This window comes from Methanobrevibacter sp. V74 (assembly GCF_963082495.1).
GTDB lineage: Archaea > Methanobacteriota > Methanobacteria > Methanobacteriales > Methanobacteriaceae > Methanocatella.
In genome coordinates, this window is record NZ_CAUJAN010000001.1 from 256,439 (window position 1) to 275,591 (window position 19,153).

Annotated in this window: 11 protein-coding genes and 1 tRNA gene; all 12 read left to right on the plus strand. The window is 30.8% G+C overall.

The annotated features are described in order from the left end of the window. The first annotated feature begins 14 nt into the window (after window positions 1-14). The 12 genes from Q9969_RS01290 (at window position 15) to Q9969_RS01345 (ending at window position 19,064) form a co-directional block, all read left to right on the plus strand. Complete coding sequence (locus Q9969_RS01290) at window positions 15-2,234, plus strand: right-handed parallel beta-helix repeat-containing protein (RefSeq protein WP_305553576.1); 2,220 nt, start codon at window positions 15-17, stop codon at window positions 2,232-2,234. A 144-nt stretch (window positions 2,235-2,378) separates the two neighbouring features. Beyond that, window positions 2,379-7,550, plus strand: a complete 5,172-nt coding sequence (locus Q9969_RS01295; protein ID WP_305553579.1) for an Ig-like domain repeat protein — start codon at window positions 2,379-2,381, stop codon at window positions 7,548-7,550. Window positions 7,551-7,752: 202 nt separating this feature from the next. Further along, on the plus strand, window positions 7,753-8,166 hold the full coding sequence (locus Q9969_RS01300; protein ID WP_305553582.1) for a DUF371 domain-containing protein: 414 nt from the start codon (window positions 7,753-7,755) through the stop codon (window positions 8,164-8,166). Window positions 8,167-8,224: 58 nt separating this feature from the next. After that, a tRNA-Leu gene (locus tag Q9969_RS01305) sits at window positions 8,225-8,308 on the plus strand. A gap of 242 nt (window positions 8,309-8,550) precedes the next feature. Next, window positions 8,551-10,989, plus strand: a complete 2,439-nt coding sequence (locus Q9969_RS01310; RefSeq protein ID WP_305513144.1) for a hypothetical protein — start codon at window positions 8,551-8,553, stop codon at window positions 10,987-10,989. 97 nt (window positions 10,990-11,086) lie between these two features. Beyond that, window positions 11,087-11,938 (plus strand): UTP--glucose-1-phosphate uridylyltransferase GalU, encoded by an 852-nt coding sequence (gene galU, locus Q9969_RS01315; protein ID WP_305513145.1) that lies wholly within the window; start codon window positions 11,087-11,089, stop codon window positions 11,936-11,938. A 2-nt stretch (window positions 11,939-11,940) separates the two neighbouring features. After that, on the plus strand, window positions 11,941-12,909 hold the full coding sequence (locus tag Q9969_RS01320; RefSeq protein ID WP_305513147.1) for an NAD(P)-dependent oxidoreductase: 969 nt from the start codon (window positions 11,941-11,943) through the stop codon (window positions 12,907-12,909). Window position 12,910: 1 nt separating this feature from the next. Then, entirely contained in the window at window positions 12,911-13,591 is a 681-nt protein-coding gene (locus Q9969_RS01325) for a glycosyltransferase family 2 protein (RefSeq protein WP_305513149.1), read from the plus strand. 2 nt (window positions 13,592-13,593) lie between these two features. Then, complete coding sequence (locus Q9969_RS01330) at window positions 13,594-14,814, plus strand: aldo/keto reductase (RefSeq protein ID WP_305513151.1); 1,221 nt, start codon at window positions 13,594-13,596, stop codon at window positions 14,812-14,814. A gap of 58 nt (window positions 14,815-14,872) precedes the next feature. Further along, a complete protein-coding gene (locus tag Q9969_RS01335; RefSeq protein WP_305513153.1) occupies window positions 14,873-15,082 on the plus strand; it encodes a TIGR04165 family Cys-rich peptide in 210 nt (69 codons plus the stop codon). A 2-nt stretch (window positions 15,083-15,084) separates the two neighbouring features. Beyond that, window positions 15,085-16,212 carry a TIGR04083 family peptide-modifying radical SAM enzyme gene (locus Q9969_RS01340; RefSeq protein WP_305553585.1) on the plus strand — a complete coding sequence of 376 codons (1,128 nt, stop codon included), beginning with the start codon at window positions 15,085-15,087 and terminating at the stop codon, window positions 16,210-16,212. 803 nt (window positions 16,213-17,015) lie between these two features. Then, window positions 17,016-19,064: a cation-translocating P-type ATPase gene (locus Q9969_RS01345; protein WP_305513156.1), complete on the plus strand. Its 2,049-nt coding sequence runs from the start codon at window positions 17,016-17,018 to the stop codon at window positions 19,062-19,064. The last annotated feature ends 89 nt before the right edge of the window (window positions 19,065-19,153 follow it).

Genomic DNA, 19,153 nt, shown 5'->3' on the forward strand with positions numbered 1-19,153 from the left:
AACTTTTGAAGGGGGTGAAAAATATAGGTTTAAATTGGAAATTGATATTGGGATTAATAATTATATATGGTGTTCTGAGTATTTCTTCACTTTCAGCTACTGAAATTGATGATAATTCATCATTAGAAGGAGTAAGCATTGAAAAAGTTTCAACTATTGCTAATGGCACTGTATTAAATTCTATTGATGAAGAAATTCCCGATGAACCTGATTTGGTAGTTGATGATACCGTATATGTCACATCAAAGAATATTGATGATTATTTTGATAGTGGTGTTTTAAAATCAAGATTTAATGGCAAAACAGTAATTTTTGCTGAGAATTTTGAAAATTTAGGTAAATTAACAATTAATGCAGACAATGTAACTATTAAAGGTATGGGATATTCCTTAAAAAATTGCGTATTTAATTTAGAAGCAAAAAATATTACTTTGTCTGATTTAAATATCGATCTTGATAGTGAATTTGCAAATAATGATTATGCGGGTGTTTTAGTTTATTCAGATTATGCAAATTTGATTAATCTTAATATTAATTATGTTGTTCCGACTAATGTTCAAGCATATGGTGTTTATGTAGAAGGAATAGGCAACAGAGCTGTTAAAAATCTTCGCATGATTAATTGCAGCATTAATTTTGAAGGACATAATAATAATGTAAAGGTTTATAATTGTGCTTTAAAAATAGTAGATTGTGATAATGCTTTAGTTGCAAATAACACGATTTCATCAGCTTTGCCTCTTAAAGATATTATATTTGGCGCAAATGGTGCAGAACTTGCTTCTGATTTAGTATTGACTGTTGGAATTGGCGGATGTGATAACCTAACATTTGTAGGAAATAAGTTAATATCTGAAGTTAATAAACGCCCTCAATGTGCATATCCATCTTTAGATACAATGTTAATATCTAAGTCTCATAATTCATTAATAGCTAATAACTCTATCTACATGTCTGACTTTTTAACATTTCCGGGAGTAGATAATTATCTTTATGGATTGGATATTTATAATTTGGAAAATCTGACAGTTATTGGTAATAATATTTCAATTATCACAACTGGAGGTAAGTTAGCTGCTGGTACTGCATATCCGATTCAAATCACAGGTCCTATTGCTAATGTAAATATAACTCATAATGATTTGTATTCATTTTCCAATGGTCCAAACATTGGTGTTTATTCACAAAACTTCTATGGTGCAACTTCATTATCAATTACATACAATAAAATCAATGTAACAGGTTTAGCAGGTACACATGAATGGGCTTTAGTGGCAGGTATTGAATCACAAGATACTCACTCTATAATTCAACATAATATAATTGAAGTTCACAGTGTTGGTGATGTTTCAATTAATGATAATTTATATGGGGTTAGTTATCATCAAAGTACTTCTGGAGACCACCAATATGATATTCAAAACAATACTGTATTCAGTGATGGTTATTATTCAGTTAATTTATTAAGTTCTGTTAATTCAACAGTAGCTAATAATTTATTAGTAACTTATAATCCTAAGGCAAATAACACCAATGGATATAAATATGGAGATTTGTCCGCTCATAAAAATATGGAATTTTACAATAATCCGGTAATTTCCGCATTTAATTATTTTGCTAATCATGAAAATAATGTTGATAACGGAGAGGAATTTAATTATAATCCAACTAATAATAATGATATTTCAAATAATATTGACGGCAGTCAAATTTCCAGTGATGAAGATACAAATAATCATCATTACAATCCTTTAATTCCGGGATCTTCTAATCAATCTGGAAGTCATGAGGGTGAAGAAGGTTGGGTGATACCTATTGAGGAAAATGGCAATAATCAACACAATGGCGAGTCTCAGGGTAATAATGATGGAAATGGGAATTCTACCAAGACCATCATGTCTTTAAAGGAATTGATTATGAACTATATTAACTCCAATACTCAAAGTGGTAAAGTTAATAACACTTCCTATAATGGTCATAAGGTTAATGCTGATTCAAATAATTCTGATGATTCCCCATCCGATTCCGGAAGTGAATCAATTGCAAGTCAATCTAAATCAACCAAAAGTGTTGATGAATCTTCAACTGGCGAGTCTTCAAGTGTCAGTAAAAAGATTTATGAAATTGATGAGAAAAACGAGATAAATAAATTTATTCCATCAGTATTTTTCATTATACCTATGCTGATATTATTTGTTATTGGACTTAGACGGAAAAAATTAAATTTTAAATAAAATTAGTCATTTTTGACTGATTTTCTCTTTTTTTTATTTTTAATTTTTATGATACTTTTAAATACCTTGTTATTATATAACTATATCTATCAACGATAAATTATAATTTATAAAGTTAAAATTAAAATAAATGAGGTATTTAATTTGAAATTTAATAAATTGGTATTAATAACTTTCATTGTTTTAGTTTTATTAACAATATCTGCTGTAAGTGCAAATAATGTTAATGTTAATCAAACAGAGGATAGTTTAGACCTTTTAGGTGAAAATCAAAATTCTATTTATGTTGATGCCATATTTGGGTTGGATTCAAATAATGGATTTTCAAATGAATCTTCTGTTAAAACAATCTCCAAGGCTATTTCAATATCCGGTGGTGATGACAATATTTATTTAGCTGACGGAACTTATAGTGGTTTGGAAAATACTAGGTTGAACATTACCAAATCTTTAAATTTCATAGGTTCTGGAAACACGATTATTGATGGGAAAAATAAAAACTATTTATTTATTGTTTCAGATAATATAACTGTCACATTTAAAAATATACAGTTCGTTAATGCTTATAAATCTCCAAATTCTTATTCTGTGCATTATAATCATCAGGTTTATGGGGCAGCTATTGACATTAAAAATTCAAATGTGGTAATTGATAATTGTACCTTTAAAAATAATGTCTTATATTATGATACAATTGACGAGAGTATTTACGGTGGGGCAATTAGTAATTTTGGTGATTTGACTATATTGAATTCTTATTTTGAAAATAATACTGCATTATCTACATCAGGATTATTGTCATATGGCGGTTGTGTTTATAATAAAGGAAGATTATTAATCAACAGTTCAGTTTTAAATAAATCAAAAAGCGTTGATTTTGGTTATGGTGCAGGTATTGGTAACGATGGATATGCTGTCATTGATTCAAGTGTCATTACAAACTCCTACACTGCTCAAGAATGTAAGGGTTCGGCTATTTATAATGCCGGAGAATTAATCTTGACGAATTCGAAAATAGAAAATAATCATATTAAAAGAGCAAGCTTCGACACCATGTTTGGTTCTATTTATAACTCAGGAAACTTTACAGCATATGGCAACATATTTAGAAATAATACTGCACATTATCAAACACCAATGTCAGCATATAAAGGATCTCCTAACATATACAATTGTGGAAATTTAAATTTAACTTATAATGCATTTACGGATAATTTAGGATTTGAAGGCATCTCACAAGATGTTTATATTTATTCTGGTGATGAGTTATGCCTTGATTATAATTGGTGGGGTACAAATGAAAATCCATTCACTGATTTAAATAGAATTAATGTTGACTTAGTTAATTCTTGGTTAATATTTAATTTAATACCGGATTATACAAAACTTGACATTGGAGATGATGTTGAAATTTCTGCATTCTGGTCAAGTAGCAGTAATGTTTTGCCTAAAATTGAGTTATTGCCTATATTTAACGTGACTTTCATGCCGGATAACATTGTAAAAGCATTGACCGGTGGTGAAACCTCATTCATATTCAATCACAGTCAAGTTAAAAGTTCATGGATTGTTACCGCAAGCATAGGGTCTTTTTCTCAAGGCGTAATTGTTGATGTTGGTAAAATTTACACTGATGTAAACATTGCCAGCGATAATAATATAACTTATGGTGATGATTTAAACATTAATATTGAAGTTACCAGTCATGATTCAAGTGTTGTAGAGGGCAATGTCTCTGTAATTATTAATGATAATGTATATACAGTTAGTTTAACAAATGGAAAAGCCAACATCACTGTTTCAAATTTAGTTCCGGGAAAGCATATTGTTAAGGTAAGATATAATGGAAATGACGATTATTTTAAGGCATTTAACAATGAAACAGTTAATGTTGAAAAACAAGATGTTAACATGTCCCTAACAATTCCGGAAATATATATTGATCAAAAAGGAAGGGTGATAGTTACATTACTTCCAAAAGGGGTTCAAGGTCAGGCTTTTTTGTATATTAACGGAGTTCGCAAAAAAATAGTTTATCTATACAATGGCAACACTACTATTTCATTAAGCAACTTTGCTGAAGGGGAATACAAAATCACTGTTGAATTTGTTGAAACCATGTATTATAAATCGTTTAATGCAAGTGGTGTTTTAAAAGTCAATAAATATGTTTCAGCTTTAAATCTAAGTGTTGAAGATGTTTATGTCGGTGAAAACGTCACAATTAAAGTCATAGTTTCACCAGATTCACTAAGGGGTGAAGCGACTTTAATAATAAATAATTTTAATACAACAATTAATTTGGATAATGCAACAACCACGGTTAGTTTATCAAATCTTACAGGTGGAACTTATAATGTGATGGTTTTATTTAAGGGTGATTCAAAATATTACCCATCTAATGCTTCAGCAACATTTAAAGTATTAAAAGCAAATTCCAGTTTAAACGTGAAGCTAAATTATGATGAAAATAAATTAAATGGAACAATAACTGTTGAATGTATTCCAAATAATTGCACTGGAGTCGTGGGAGTTTATATTAACTATAAAGAATACAGATTAAACCTTACAGGTGGAAAAGCTACATTCAATGTTAATTATTATAAGGGAACCAATTATATCTATGTTTATTATGATGGTGATAAGTATCACTATGGTTGTAACTGGAATACCACAATTGGCGTGGCTGATGAGTTTGTATTTATAGGAAAAAACGTCACCGGATGGCAATATAATGATTTTAATTATACGGTAAGATTGCTGGAAGTAAATGGTGTTCCTTTACCAAGCAGAACTCTAACAATTACTTTTGAAGGCAAATCTTATAATGTTACCACTAATAGCCATGGATTTGCAGAGTTTAACTTGAATTTGCCTAGTGGGGAATATAGTATAGCTACAACTTATAAAAACACAACAATTTATAATACCATAACTGTAAAGGACATTAAATTTAATTTAACTAGTAAAAATATAATCTATGGTGAAAATGGAGAGTTTAAAGCCAGTTTTGATGAAGGAATCTCAGGTAAAGTTAATTTCATAATAGATGGCATTTTAAATGTCAGTGTAAATATTGTAAATAAAACTGCCGTATTTAATTTATCCGGAATTGATGCAGGTTCATACACTCTTAAAGCTATTTATACAAATGATTTATTTAGTTCAAATGAAGTTTTAACTACTTTCATAGTTAAAAAGGCAGACGCTAGTTATAATTTAGTTGCAAATGATGTAACTCCTGAAATGGATCAAATCATTTCATTAAGTAATCTTGGAAATGCTACAGGCGAAATAACATTCGTTGTTAATGGGACAGTTTATAGAGAATATATTAATAACTCACAGGTTTCTATAAAATTGTCTGGTCTTCAAAAGGGTAATTACTCATTTGTAATTAGTTATGGGGGAGATAAAAATTACAATAATTTCACCATATCCTCAGTATTTTATGTAAAATCTTCTTATTCTAATGTTGTTTTAAAAATTAACAATGCTCATTATGGTGAAAATTTAGCTGCAATAGTTATTTTAGATACAAATGCAACTGGAACTGTGAGATTTAGTGTGGGACATTTAATTAAAGATGTTGAAATCAAAAATGGAATTGCAAAATGGAGCTTCACGGGATTAAATGCAGGAAAATATAATATATCTGCAAATTATTTGGGAAATCATTATTATATATCTTCAGCCAATGTTACCTCATTTGAAGTTCAAAAAGCAAATTCAACAATTGTTTTATATACTAAAGGAGCATATTTAGGAGAAAATATCAGAATCTATGCTAATTTAAGCACTAATGCAACAGGTGTTGTTAGTTTTAGTATGTTGGGATATTATACTCCAAGAGATAAGGTGATTGTTGATTCAACTGCAAACTGGTATATTTCACCTTTAAAAACCGGTTCATACACTGTAATTGCAAAATACAAGGGAGATTCTAATTATTGCCCATCAAATACTACATTTATTTTAAACATTACTCAGAAAAAAGCTATTTTGAATGTTTCAATAAATGATGTTGGATTAAACGATAGGATAATTGCAAAAATTACATTAGTGTCAAGTGAAGGTGAAAAGTTAAATGCAACAATTAAACTAATTGTTAACTCAAAATCTTACTCTGTTACAATTAGAAATGGTGCATTAACATTTGTAATTGGCAAATTAAATGAGGGCAGTTATACATATAGCGGGACTTTTGAAGGTGATGATAATTATTCTTCAAGTTACTGTGAGGGCAATTTTGAAGTGAGTGACAATTTATTAGACGTTAATGTCACGGTTAGCGATATTGAAATGTTTTATAAAGGTAGTGAAAAATTAACTATTTCTCTTGTATCCGCTAAGGGAAAGGTTTTAAGTGGAGAGAATGTTTTTGTAATCATTAATAATAAAAATTATAAACTCACAACAGATGTTTCTGGAAAAGCTTATTTAATTTTAAATTTGACATCCGGAAATTACACAGCATATGTTTATTTCAATGAAACTACTAAGTACAAATCTGCAAATGCCAGTGCAAATGTCATGATATTCCCAACTGTTGAAGGAATTGATGTTGTTAAGCTATATGGAAGTGGAACACAATATTTTGCCGTATTTTGTGATTCAAATGGGAAGGTTCTAGCGAATACCAAAGTTACTTTTAAAATTGGCACCAAAACGTTTACCACAAAAACATTGCCAAATGGTATTTCCAGATTAAATATTAATTTTGCTCCTGGAAGTTACATAATATCAACTGTAAATCCGGTTACCGGTGAAAAGGTTACTAATAAAATATTTATCTATAATTATTTGGTGGAAAATAAGGACATAATCCAATATTGGGGTGCTAAAAAAGTTTATAAGGTGCGTGCTTATGGTCATGATGGCAAACATGTTGGTGCTGGAGTTTGTGTGAAAATTAAAGTAGGTGGAAAAACTTATAATGTTAAAACTGATAAAAAGGGTTATGCTTCTCTAGTAATTAATTTAAAGGTTGGTTTACATACTATTAAATCTACTTATAATAAATATTCAGTATCCAATAAAATCATGGTCAAATCAATCATAATCACTGATAATTTCAAAGTTAAAAAAGGTAAAAAAATTAAGTATGCAGTCAAATTAGTTAATAAAAAAGGCAAAATCCTTAAAGGTAAAAAGATTACTTTTAAATTCAAAGGCAAAAAATACACTTCTAAAACTAATAAGAAAGGAAATGCTATAATTGTCCTTAATATACCATATAAAGTTGGTAATTATAAAATAGTATATAAATATGGCAAAAAATTTAAAATAGCTAAGACCATTAAAGTTATAAATTAAGTTTTGTTAAAATTTTTCATTTTTATTTTTCCATGGTAGATTAACTCTATGCTATGTCCCATTTTTTTCAATAATGTTTTATTTAATTAAAAATACATATTTTTATTTTATATTTTTCATCAAAAACTATTAAAATAATCAACTGAATTTTTAAGCATTCAGTAGGAAAAATTTTATTAGTTTTTCTAACCAATTATTAATCATGATTTTCAAACTTAAAAGTAAAGGTCACAAAAATGTAACTTCACTTCACAAATCTACTTTTGAGATAACAAAAGATGCTGAAATTGGTCCGACTGCAGATTGTATTATTGGCACTGGTGCAGATAGTTCAATGTTGAACTTCCCACAGGAGTTTAAGGATAAAATAGCTAACTCCAATACTAAAATTAAAGTTATATTGGATACAGAAAACGGTCATGATGAAATAAATGGATATGGTCATGAAGATTTAACATTAACTCATCAGACGGATATTGTTTGTAGAACCAGTGATTATACATGCTCACGTACATTGATGATTAGAGCCGATAAAGCGGCATGTGATCTTGATAGCAACTTAATTGAAGATTTAAAAAATGAGAAAATTATGGAAATTTCCATAATATTAATTTAAAATCGTTAAGTTTATATAACTTAATAAACATAATTTTTAATAACTACTTTTGTTTTATGCGGGGGTGGTCGAGCGGTCAAAGGCGCTAGGTTGAGGGCCTAGTGGGTCAGTCCCTTCGCGGGTTCAAGTCCCGTCCCCCGCACTACTTGAACTTATTTTTCGGATCTTTCAAAAACTTAGGTTATTTAAATATCTGCAAGTTTTTTATTAAAACTTTTTCTTTGGAGTTATTTTTATAATTTAAAGCTAATTAATCAGTTGTTTTGAAAATTTTAAAGGAATAGATTAATCGAAAAAACTATTTATCACACAAGTTTTTGAAAGAGACAACATTTATATTATGATTTAATCAAATATACTTTATATATTTTTAAAGGTGATACTTTGTATAAAAAATTAACATTTGTTCTAGCAGTAGTGTCTTTAATATTAATTTGCGCTCCGATTATTAGTGCTGATGAGTTGAATACTACTGATTTTAATGAGTTAGATAGTCAAATTAATCTTGCTCCTGAAAATAACACTTTAATTTTAGAAAAAGATTATCGGTTAACCAATACTTCCCAAAAACATATTGTAATTGAGAAATCGATTACTATTGATGGGAATAATCATACAATTGATGCTCCCGATGTTTCAAGAGTATTTTGGGTTAAAGCAGATAATGTGGTAATCAAAAACATTAACTTTGTCAATTCAAAAGCAGATGGCCTTGCAGGTGGAGTTATTTCTTGGTGGGGGGATAATGGAATACTTGCAAACTGTAATTTCACCAATAACTCTGCTGTATCTGGTGGTGGAGCAGTTTATTGGGGTGGAACCAATGGTGTCATTACCGATTGTAATTTTAAAAACAACTCTGCTGTTACTGGTGCGGATTTAAGCTTGACTTGTGGTGAAGGATTTGATCCTCATCAAATTCACATTGCGACTGTAAACAATGACGGTGGAGCAATATGTTTAAAGGGGAAAAATATTTCAATCAATCATTGTAATTTTGAAAATAATCGCTGCGGATTTTCAGGAGGAGCCATTTCAGTTAAATTTGCTCGCAATATTAAAATTTTAAATTCCAAATTTGAAAACAATAGCTGTGGGGATTTTGGCGGTGCAATAGACTTAAATTCTGATAAAGCGATTATATGCAATTCTACTTTTACAAATAACTCTCCAAAGGATTTATTCAACAACTGTGTGAATACCTCAATTGTTTATTGTAATAAGTTGGCTGTTGACACACGGTATGAAATTAATTATGCTGATTCATTTGACGTGTTAGCTCGGTTAATTGATAATACTCCTGAAGGAGGTATTTTAACACTAACAAATGATTATCAATACGTTGACGGTGCAAATAAAGGTATTTTAATAAACAAATCAATCACTATTGATGGCAATGGCTATACTTTGAATGGTAATCACCTGTCAAGAATTTTTAATATTACTGCCTGTGATGTGGTAATTAGAAATATTAACTTTATTAATGGCAATGCCTATGGAAAATACTATATAAAGTATGTCGGAGGCGGAGCAATCTATTGGAATGGAGCAAATGGAGTTATGGAAAATTGTAACTTCACTGGCAACACTGGACAGGGAATAGAAGATGACCCATTTGTTGAGGATAAAAAATACATCGATAAAAATGGAATTATTGTCCATATACATATTCAGAGACCAGTAGGTGCAAAAACCAATGAAGGTGGAGCTATTGTTTGGAATGGTACAAACGGCACTGTTTTTAAATGTATTTTTACAAACAATAATGTTGGTTATCCTAACAGTGGTGGAGCAATCTGTTGGAGAGGTGATTTTGGCAGAATTTTAGAAAGTCAATTTTATTACAACCATGCTTGGAGTGGAGCTGCAGTCTCTTGGTTTGGGGATAACGGCACAATTCGATTTTCAAAATTCTTCAATGCAGGTTCAATTTTTTCAAAAGACTTAATATGGTTAGGTAAGAATGGAAACATATCCTATTCATTTTTAATATCTTCTAATGGTATAAATTCAATTTATGGAGATGTAGTTGCTGACTATAATTTCTGGGGAGATATATTGGGAAATGCTCCTATTTCTAAAATTGATAATTTAAAAAATTGGATCGTTTTGAATGTGACATATGATAAAGGATTTATAACTAAAGGTAAAACTGTTGTGGTTAATGGAAGCTTTTTGCTTTATGAAAACGGTTCTTTTTCAAATTTTACTGTATTTGATACTCCAAATGCCGTATCTATAAAAGCCAATCAGGACGGTTTTATAAAGGTTGTTTATAAGGATGGTAAAATCACAGTCAGAATTGTTCCAAAGACAAAAATTGTATCTGGGAACCTAAAAAAATATTATAAGCAATCTAGGCATTTTAAAATTCGTGTTTATGGAGCGGATGGAAAATTGGCCATTGGCAAATATGTTAAATTTACACTAAACAGGGAAACTTATAAGGTTAAAACTGATAAAAAAGGTTATGCAACTTTAAAATTAAACTTAAAACCTGGAAAATATAAAATCACTACTCAATTTGCCAATGTTAAAGTCAAAAATAAGATAACTGTTAAAACCACTTTGATAACTAAAGATATTTTCAAAAAAGTTAAGAAATCAGCAGAATTCAAGGTTAAGGTTCTAAATTTTAAGGATAAAAAATCTTCCACTCAATTAGTTAAAGTCAAATTCAAGGGCAAACTCTATAAAATAAAAACCAATAAAAAAGGAGTAGCCATATTTAAACTACCTAAAAATCTTAAAGTTGGAAAATACACTATTAAAACCATGCATGATGGTTTAACAAATAAAAACAGAATTATAGTTAAAAAATAACTATAATTTACTATTTTTTTATACTTTCTTTTTTCATAACTTATTTATCTTATTAAATTAAAATCTATAGATAATTAAACTTTATATGGTGATAATTATGAAAGCTGTAATTCCCGCAGCAGGTTTTGGAACTAGATTTTTACCTGCTACAAAGGCACAACCTAAGGAAATGTTGCCAGTTTATGACAAACCCACTATTCAGTATGTTATTGAAGAAGCAGTAGCTTCAGGTATTGATGATATTTTAATAGTAACAGGTAGAAACAAACGTTCAATTGAAGACCACTTCGACAAATCATTTGAACTTGAGCAAACCCTTCAAAGCGCAGGTAAAGATGACCGTTTAAAGCAAGTTCGAGCCATAACTGATTTGGCGGATATTTGTTATGTAAGGCAAAAGGAACAAAGGGGTCTTGGAGATGCTATTTACTGTGCTAAAAAACATGTCGGTGGCGAACCATTCGCAGTACTTTTAGGAGATTCAATTACTAAAGGTCCAACTCCATGCACCAAACAATTAATGGACGTTCATGAAAAATACGGCGCTTCAGCTATTTCCCTTGAAGCTGTACCAAAAGAAAAAGTGGAAAGATATGGCATCATTAAAGGAAGGGAAGTTGAAGATAATGTTTATAATATTGAACAATTAGTGGAAAAGCCATTAGCTCATCAAGCACCATCTAATCTTGCTATTATGGGGCGTTATGTTTTGACACCGGATATTTTTGATAAAATCGATGAAACTGAACCTGGCGTTGGTGGTGAAATCCAGTTAACTGATGCACTTCAAAAATTAGACGCTATTTATGGTGTAACCTTTGAAGGAAAGACTTATGATATTGGTAATAGATTCGAATGGCTAAAAACTTCTATTGAATTTGCAATGTATGATCCGGAATCTAAAGAGGATCTGATTAATTACATGAAAGAAATGATAAATGAGGAGTGAATATGGAAACTCAAAGAATTTTAGTAACTGGAGGAAGTGGGTTTATCGGAACAAACCTTTGTAATGAACTTAGAAGTCGAGGTCATGAAGTTTTGGCTGTAGATTTACTTCACCATGAAGGTGAAGCTGATTTATACTCTGATTCTTATTCGGATTATGTAAGGGGAGATGTGAGGAATTATCGTCAAATGGAACGAATTTTTGAGGATAATGATAAATTTGATTATGTTTACCACTTAGCAGCTGAATACGGCAGATGGAACGGTGAGGGATATTACGAAAACCTTTGGGAAACCAATGTAGTTGGTTTAAAAAACATGATTAAACTTCAAGAAAAATTAGGATTTAGAATGATTTCTTTTTCCTCAGCTGAAGTGTATGGGGATTATGAAGGAATTATGAGTGAAGATGTCATGGAAAACATACCTATTTCCCAAACTTACCAAATGAATGATTATGCTATTTCAAAATGGGCTGGAGAGTTAATGTGTATGAATTCAGCTACTATGTTTGGAACTGAAACAGTACGTGTAAGGCCGGTTAATTGTTATGGTCCTCATGAAGCTTATTCTCCATATAAGGGTTTTATCCCAATTTTTATTTATAAAGCTTTACATGGGCTTCCTTATTCTGTTCACATGGGTCATAAAAGAATCATCGATTATGTTGAAGATACTGTAAGAACTTTTGCAAATATTGTTGATAATTTTATTCCTGGGGAAGTTTACAATGTTGGAAGTAAACAAGAATGGGAAAGGGATATCAAACAATACTCTGATATGGTTTTGGATGCTGTTGGTGTTGATGATTCATTAGTTGCTTATACTCCTGCTGAAGAATTCACAACAAAAGTTAAAACTATTGATTTTTCAAAAGCTATTCGTGATTTAAAACACAATCCTCAAGTTCCACCTGAAGAAGGTATTAAAAGAACTGTTGAATGGATGAAATTTTATTATAGAATAGAATAAAATGAAAACCATTGTTGTTATTCCTGCATTTAATGAGCAGGCAACTATTGGAGGTGTTGTTGAGAAATCACTCCAATATGCTGATGATGTTTTAGTAGTTGATGATGGAAGTAAGGACAATACTTCTGAAATAGCTAAAAATGCTGGTGCATCTATTATAAAACATCCTACTAATTTTGGAAAAGGTGTTGCACTTAAAGATGCTTTTAACAATGTCGATGGCTATGATGTTGTTGTAACTATTGATGGTGATGGACAACATAATCCAGAGGAAATACCTGATTTAGTTAAGCCTATTTTAGAAGGCCGTGCTGATTTTGTAAATGGCAGTAGGTATATTGACGGATTTGAAGAAAATACTCCGGCTTATAGGCGTGTAGGTCAAAGAGTATTGGATATTGCTACTAATGTTACGGCGGGAACTAGTGTAACTGATTCACAAAGTGGATTTAGAGCATTTCGGGGCAATACTATTTTTTGCTATAAATTTAGAGATCCCGGTTTTGGAATAGAAAGTGAAATGATTGCTGATGCAGCTGAAAATAATTTAAGGATTCTTGAAGTTCCGATAACAGTTAAGTATGATGTTGAAAACTCATCTACTAAAGGGCCGGTCAGTCATGGTGTAGGCGTACTTTTAAAAATTGTTAAAGATAAATTTATTAGGATAACTAAAAGATAACTATGCAGAATAGAATTATTCTAAAGACAGGTGAAGAAATTTCCCCATTGGGATTTGGAGCTATGAGATTGCCATTAAAACATGGTAAAATTGACAGGACTAAAGCAAAAGGATTGATTTATCAGGCTATTGATAGGGGAGTTAATTTTATAGATACTGCTTATTTATATGGGGATAGTGAAAGCTTTTTAGGTGAAATTCTCACTGACGAGCATGCTGATGTTAAAATTTCCACAAAATTGCCTACAATCAATGTTAGAAAATACGAGGATATGGAGAAATTTTTAGAAGAACAGCTTGATCGCCTTCAGAGGGATTGTATTGATTATTATTTTATTCATGCAGTTGATTTAAAGGTTGTTAATAGATTACTTAAAAAAGATTTATTTAAATTTATTTCTAAAGCTAAAAGGGAAGGTAAAATAAAATATGTCGGTTTTTCATATCACGGTCCAAAAGAAGAATTCCCATTAATTGTTGATGGTTTTGACTGGGATGCTGTAATGGTTCAGTATAATTACTTTGATGAGGATATCCAAGCCGGCATGGAAGGAATCGAGCATGCTGCATCAAAAGGATTGGGAATTTTTGTAATGGAGCCATTGAAAGGCGGAATTTTAGCTGGAAAAATGCCTGCTGAAGCTGAAGAAATATTTAAAAAGGCAAACCCTAATAAAAGTAATGCTGAATGGGCTTTAGAATGGGTTTTGAATAATCGCAATGTTACTTGCGTGCTGTCTGGAATGAATAGTTCTGAGCAAATTGAAGAGAATTTAAAAGTAGCCGATAATACTCCTCCATTATCTATGAGTTTTGAGGATATGGAAACAGTCGAACTTGTTAAAAGAGTAATGAGAAATTCTTTAAGGATTAATTGTTCAATATGCGGATATTGTATGCCCTGTCCTAGAGGAGTCAATATTCCTGAATGCATGAAAATTTACAATGAAAAATATCTATTTGGCCATAAAGGATTAATCAATCAGTCTTTCCTTGACTATTATCAGTATGTTGGAGGAATCATGGGAAATGCAGGCAATGCGGGTAAATGTAATGGCTGTGGAAAATGTCTAAGGAAATGTCCTCAAAAATTAGACATTATAAAGGAGCTTAAAAAAGTTGAAAAGGAATTTGAATTTCCCGGAAGCAAATTTGCACTTTCTTTTGTAATGAATGTTGGGTTTCCGATTTATAAACATGTAATTAAATTTTTAAATCGTTAATTTCATTTTTATATAAAGTTATATATTTTAAAAATAAAAGTATTATTAAGGTGGAAAAATGAAACTCGAGGAATTATTGGCACCATGTCCTAAATGTGGTTCAAAGGATAAGATTGCTCACAGAAAATTATTAGATAATCACAGGGCTCATGCTGAGATGGATACTGTAAAATGTGAAGAATGTGGTTACATATTTTTCGTAAATGATGAAATGGATCCTGATGAAAAGAAAAAGTTATTAATGGAATTAAATAAAATTTACGGATAAAAATGACATTTCATGTAATGGTTATTCCTACCCTTAACTGTCCATCAAGATGCAAATATTGCTGGGGTTCTGAACATAAAAAAGAAATGATGGATACTGCAATTATTGACCAAATTGCTGATTGGTTAGTTGATTTTAGGGATGATAAAGTTCATTTCACATTCCATGGTGGAGAACCTCTCCTTGCAGGTTATGACTTTTATGAATATGCTTTAGAAAAACTTTCAAGCTTGGATAATTTTGAAGGATTTTCTCTTCAAAGCAATATTTGGCTTTTGACAGAGGAGTTAATTGATTTATTCCTTAGATACAATGTAGTTGTAAGTACAAGTATTGACGGGCCAAAGGAAATTAATGATTTTCAAAGGGGAGTAGGTTACTATGATAAAACTATGCATAATTATGAATTAGCTAAAAGCAAAGGTTTAATCATTAACTTTGTCTTAACAGTAACTGATTATTCTAAAGACTTCTCTGATGAATTATATGATTTTTTCAAAGGAGAAAAAATGAATTTAAAGATTCATGCCGCATTACCTTCTCTAAGGAGAGATAATGCAGATCCATGGGCACTTGATCAGGAGGAACATGGAAAGCTCTTAATCGATTGGTTGGATAAATACCTTTATGACTTAGATAAATTTACAATAATGGATTTGGATCATATCTGCAGAAGCTCACTTAGAAGAAGAGGTACTTTATGCACTTTCGCTGATTGTATTGGAACTACACTGGCTGTAGGTTTTGACGGTTCAATTTATCCTTGCTATCGTTTTGTGGGAATGCCGGAGTATGTTTTAGGCAATGTTGCCACAAATCCTAGTTTCGATGATTTAAAGTCATCAGATGCATGGGCAAAACTTCAGGAATTCAGAGAATATGTTGATGAAAACTGTAAAAAATGCAGGCATGTTAAATATTGTGAAGGGGGATGTCCTTACAATGCTATTGTTGCATATCAAACTCCACAGGCTGTTGACCCTCAATGCACCGCATATAAAATGATTTTCAATGATGTTTCTAAAAGAATGAATAAAGAATTTGCTCATTCTGCTTTTGGAATGGGAGCTCCGTCTCCTAGAAAAAAAGGAGGTGCATTCAGTATAATGGATTTGGCAATGAAACCTTAATTATTCTATTAGATTAAACTTTTCTTTGAGCTTTGTTTTTTCATGTTGAAGTGTTGTGCTTCTACTATAGTTGAATCTTCTTTTTATTACAAATACTGTGTGTTCTACATTTATCTTTCTTGCATATGACCTTCCAGAAGGTTGTGCTATTTAGCATATAATGTCCGGTTTTCGCAATTTTTTTAAAAGTATTTGGTCAAATGCATCTGTTTTTCATTTATGCATTATATTAGGTTTTTTCTGAATCAGATGATATGTCTGATAATATATAATGTGATTTATATGATTTTAATTGTCTCATGGATGGTATTGTGCATTGTATTTTGGATATTTATTCGCTGCTTAATTTATCATTCTTGTGTCGGATATTCTTAAGAAGAATTTCTGGATTGCTGTAATGGGAGTAGCTTCGTAAGTTTCAAAAATCTGGTTATTTTATCTTAAACTTCCAAAATTTTTATTATTTCAATATAAACGATTTATTGGCATTAGATTATTAAAGTTGCCTTCATATAAATAAAAGTTTTAAATGAAAAATTATTTAAAGTGAAATCACACAAGTTTTTGAAAGAGTCATGATTTCTACAAGGTCAAACTTTATATATTCCTTTTTTTATAATTAATAATAGTAATACTGAGTATTTAAATAAATTCAAAAAAAGTAATACTTTTTGGCTGTGAGTAATTACTTTTTGATTTTTTTTAATTGTTTCCTTATTGGTGGGGTTACCTTTAAAAAAATTTTAAGTAATACTGAGTATTTAAATAAATTCAAAAAAAGTAATACTAAAGAGGGTGTTAATGTGATTGATGAAATAACAGATTTATTATTTGGATTAAATATGACTATTATTTCAGGTATATTTCTATTGATTGCAATTGTTTTCATGATTTTTGGAATTGACACACCAGTTTACTTAAACCCGGCATGGGGAACAGTAATTATAAGTGGTATTCCAATGTTACTTTTAGCTTTAACAAGATTAATCCGTGAAAGATGGATTTCTTCAGCATTACTTATTGCAATAGCTATGGTAGCTTCACTTTTCATTGGTGAAATATTTGCAGCCGGAGAAGTTGCTTGGATTATGGCATTAGGAGCATTATTAGAAGATTGGACTGTTAAAAGAGCTAAAAAAGGTTTAAGGAATCTTATTGATTTAACTCCGCAAACAGGTAGGAAAATTGTTGGGGGAGTTGAAAAAGTTGTTCCTGTTGAAGATATAAAAATTGGGGATACTTTAAGAATACTTCCTGGTGAAAGTGTACCTGTTGATGGGGAGATAATAAATGGCGCTTCTTCACTTGACCAATCAATTATGACTGGAGAATCTTTACCGATTGATAAGGGAATGGGTGATGAAGTATTTTGTGGAACCATGAATATGTATGGAGCTATTGATATTGAAGCTACAAGTTTAGGTGAAAATTCATCACTTCAAAAATTAATTGATCTTGTAAAATCTGCTGATGAAAAACAAGCTCCAACCCAAAGAATTGCAGATAAATGGGCAACTTGGTTAGTTCCTGTTGCATTAATGATAGCTATTGTTGCATGGTTGGCAACTGGCAATATTGAAAGGGGAGTGACTGTTTTAGTAGTATTCTGTCCATGTGCACTGATACTTGCTACACCAACAGCAATCATGGCCGCTATTGGTCAGGCAACAAAATATGGGGTATTAATAAAGTCTGGTGAAGCTTTAGAAACCTTAGGTGGATTAAATACTTTGGTATTCGATAAAACTGGTACTTTAACTTATGGGGATTTGGAAGTTTCTGATGTTATATCTGTAAATGTTGATTTAAATGAATTTGATTTGCTTAAGATTGCTGCATCATGTGAGAAATTAAGTGAGCATCCATTAGCTAAAGCAGTTGTCAATAAGGCTCATGAAGCGAAAATTGATATTGAAGAGCCCCAAAGCTTTAAAATGTATCCTGGAAAGGGTGTTGCATGTCTAAATTCTTACGGCAGTATATATGCTGGAAACTCCAAATTCTTATTGGAAAATAAAATCGATGTTGATGTGGATAGTTATTTGGATGCACTAAAAAACGAAGGGAAAGCTTCAATTATCATTGCATTAAATGGCCAAATTGTTGGATTAATTGGTTTGTCTGATGTAATTCGTGAAGATTCTAAAAGCATGATTGATAAGTTACATGAATTAGGTACTGAAACTGTAGTGCTTACAGGAGATAATGCGGAAACTGCTAATTATTTTGCTTCACAGGTGGGAATTGGTAAAGTTTATGGAAATTTACTTCCAGAAGAAAAACTTGAATGGATTGAAAAACTTAAAAGTGAAGATAAAAAAGTCTGCATGATTGGTGACGGTGTTAATGATGCACCTGCACTTAAAACTGCTGATGTAAGTGTAGCTATGGGGTCTGTTGGAAGTGATGTAGCTATTGAAGCAGCAGATATTGCTCTTTTAGGTGATGATATAGGAAAAATCTCCTATCTTAAAAAGTTGTCCAATTCCACATTATTTACAATTAAGGTAAATATTGCACTTTCAATGACAATTAATGCATTGGCAATTATATGCTCTATTCTTGGTTTGCTGAATCCAGTTACAGGAGCAATTGTTCACAATGCAGGGTCATGTCTTGTAGTTTTAAATGCAGCATTGTTGTATGACAGGCATTTTGATGATTCAATTAAAAAAATCGATTCAGAAAATGTAGAACATAATCATTATCACTATCACAATGATGGTGAGCACACTCATTCTCATGAAGGTATTGAGATATTGGATGAAATTAAAACTGAAAATGGAATAAAACATATGCATTTTCACAAACATGCTTTAAATAGAGAAAGTTGTGAATTATATCACAACTAATTTTTATTTTTTATACTTTTTTACATATTTTATTATTTTTTTTATTAACTGTTCATTTGTAAAATTTAAATATCATTATAATTCATTAA

What these genes read in the sequence shown, in the direction of transcription:
- Q9969_RS01335 (WP_305513153.1), top strand. Translation starts at nt 14,873, where the DNA reads ATGAAACTCGAGGAATTATTGGCACCATGTCCTAAATGTGGTTCAAAG.
- galU (WP_305513145.1), top strand. Translation starts at nt 11,087, where the DNA reads ATGAAAGCTGTAATTCCCGCAGCAGGTTTTGGAACTAGATTTTTACCT.
- Q9969_RS01340 (WP_305553585.1), top strand. Translation starts at nt 15,085, where the DNA reads ATGACATTTCATGTAATGGTTATTCCTACCCTTAACTGTCCATCAAGA.
- Q9969_RS01300 (WP_305553582.1), top strand. Translation starts at nt 7,753, where the DNA reads ATGATTTTCAAACTTAAAAGTAAAGGTCACAAAAATGTAACTTCACTT.
- Q9969_RS01320 (WP_305513147.1), top strand. Translation starts at nt 11,941, where the DNA reads ATGGAAACTCAAAGAATTTTAGTAACTGGAGGAAGTGGGTTTATCGGA.
- Q9969_RS01325 (WP_305513149.1), top strand. Translation starts at nt 12,911, where the DNA reads ATGAAAACCATTGTTGTTATTCCTGCATTTAATGAGCAGGCAACTATT.
- Q9969_RS01330 (WP_305513151.1), top strand. Translation starts at nt 13,594, where the DNA reads ATGCAGAATAGAATTATTCTAAAGACAGGTGAAGAAATTTCCCCATTG.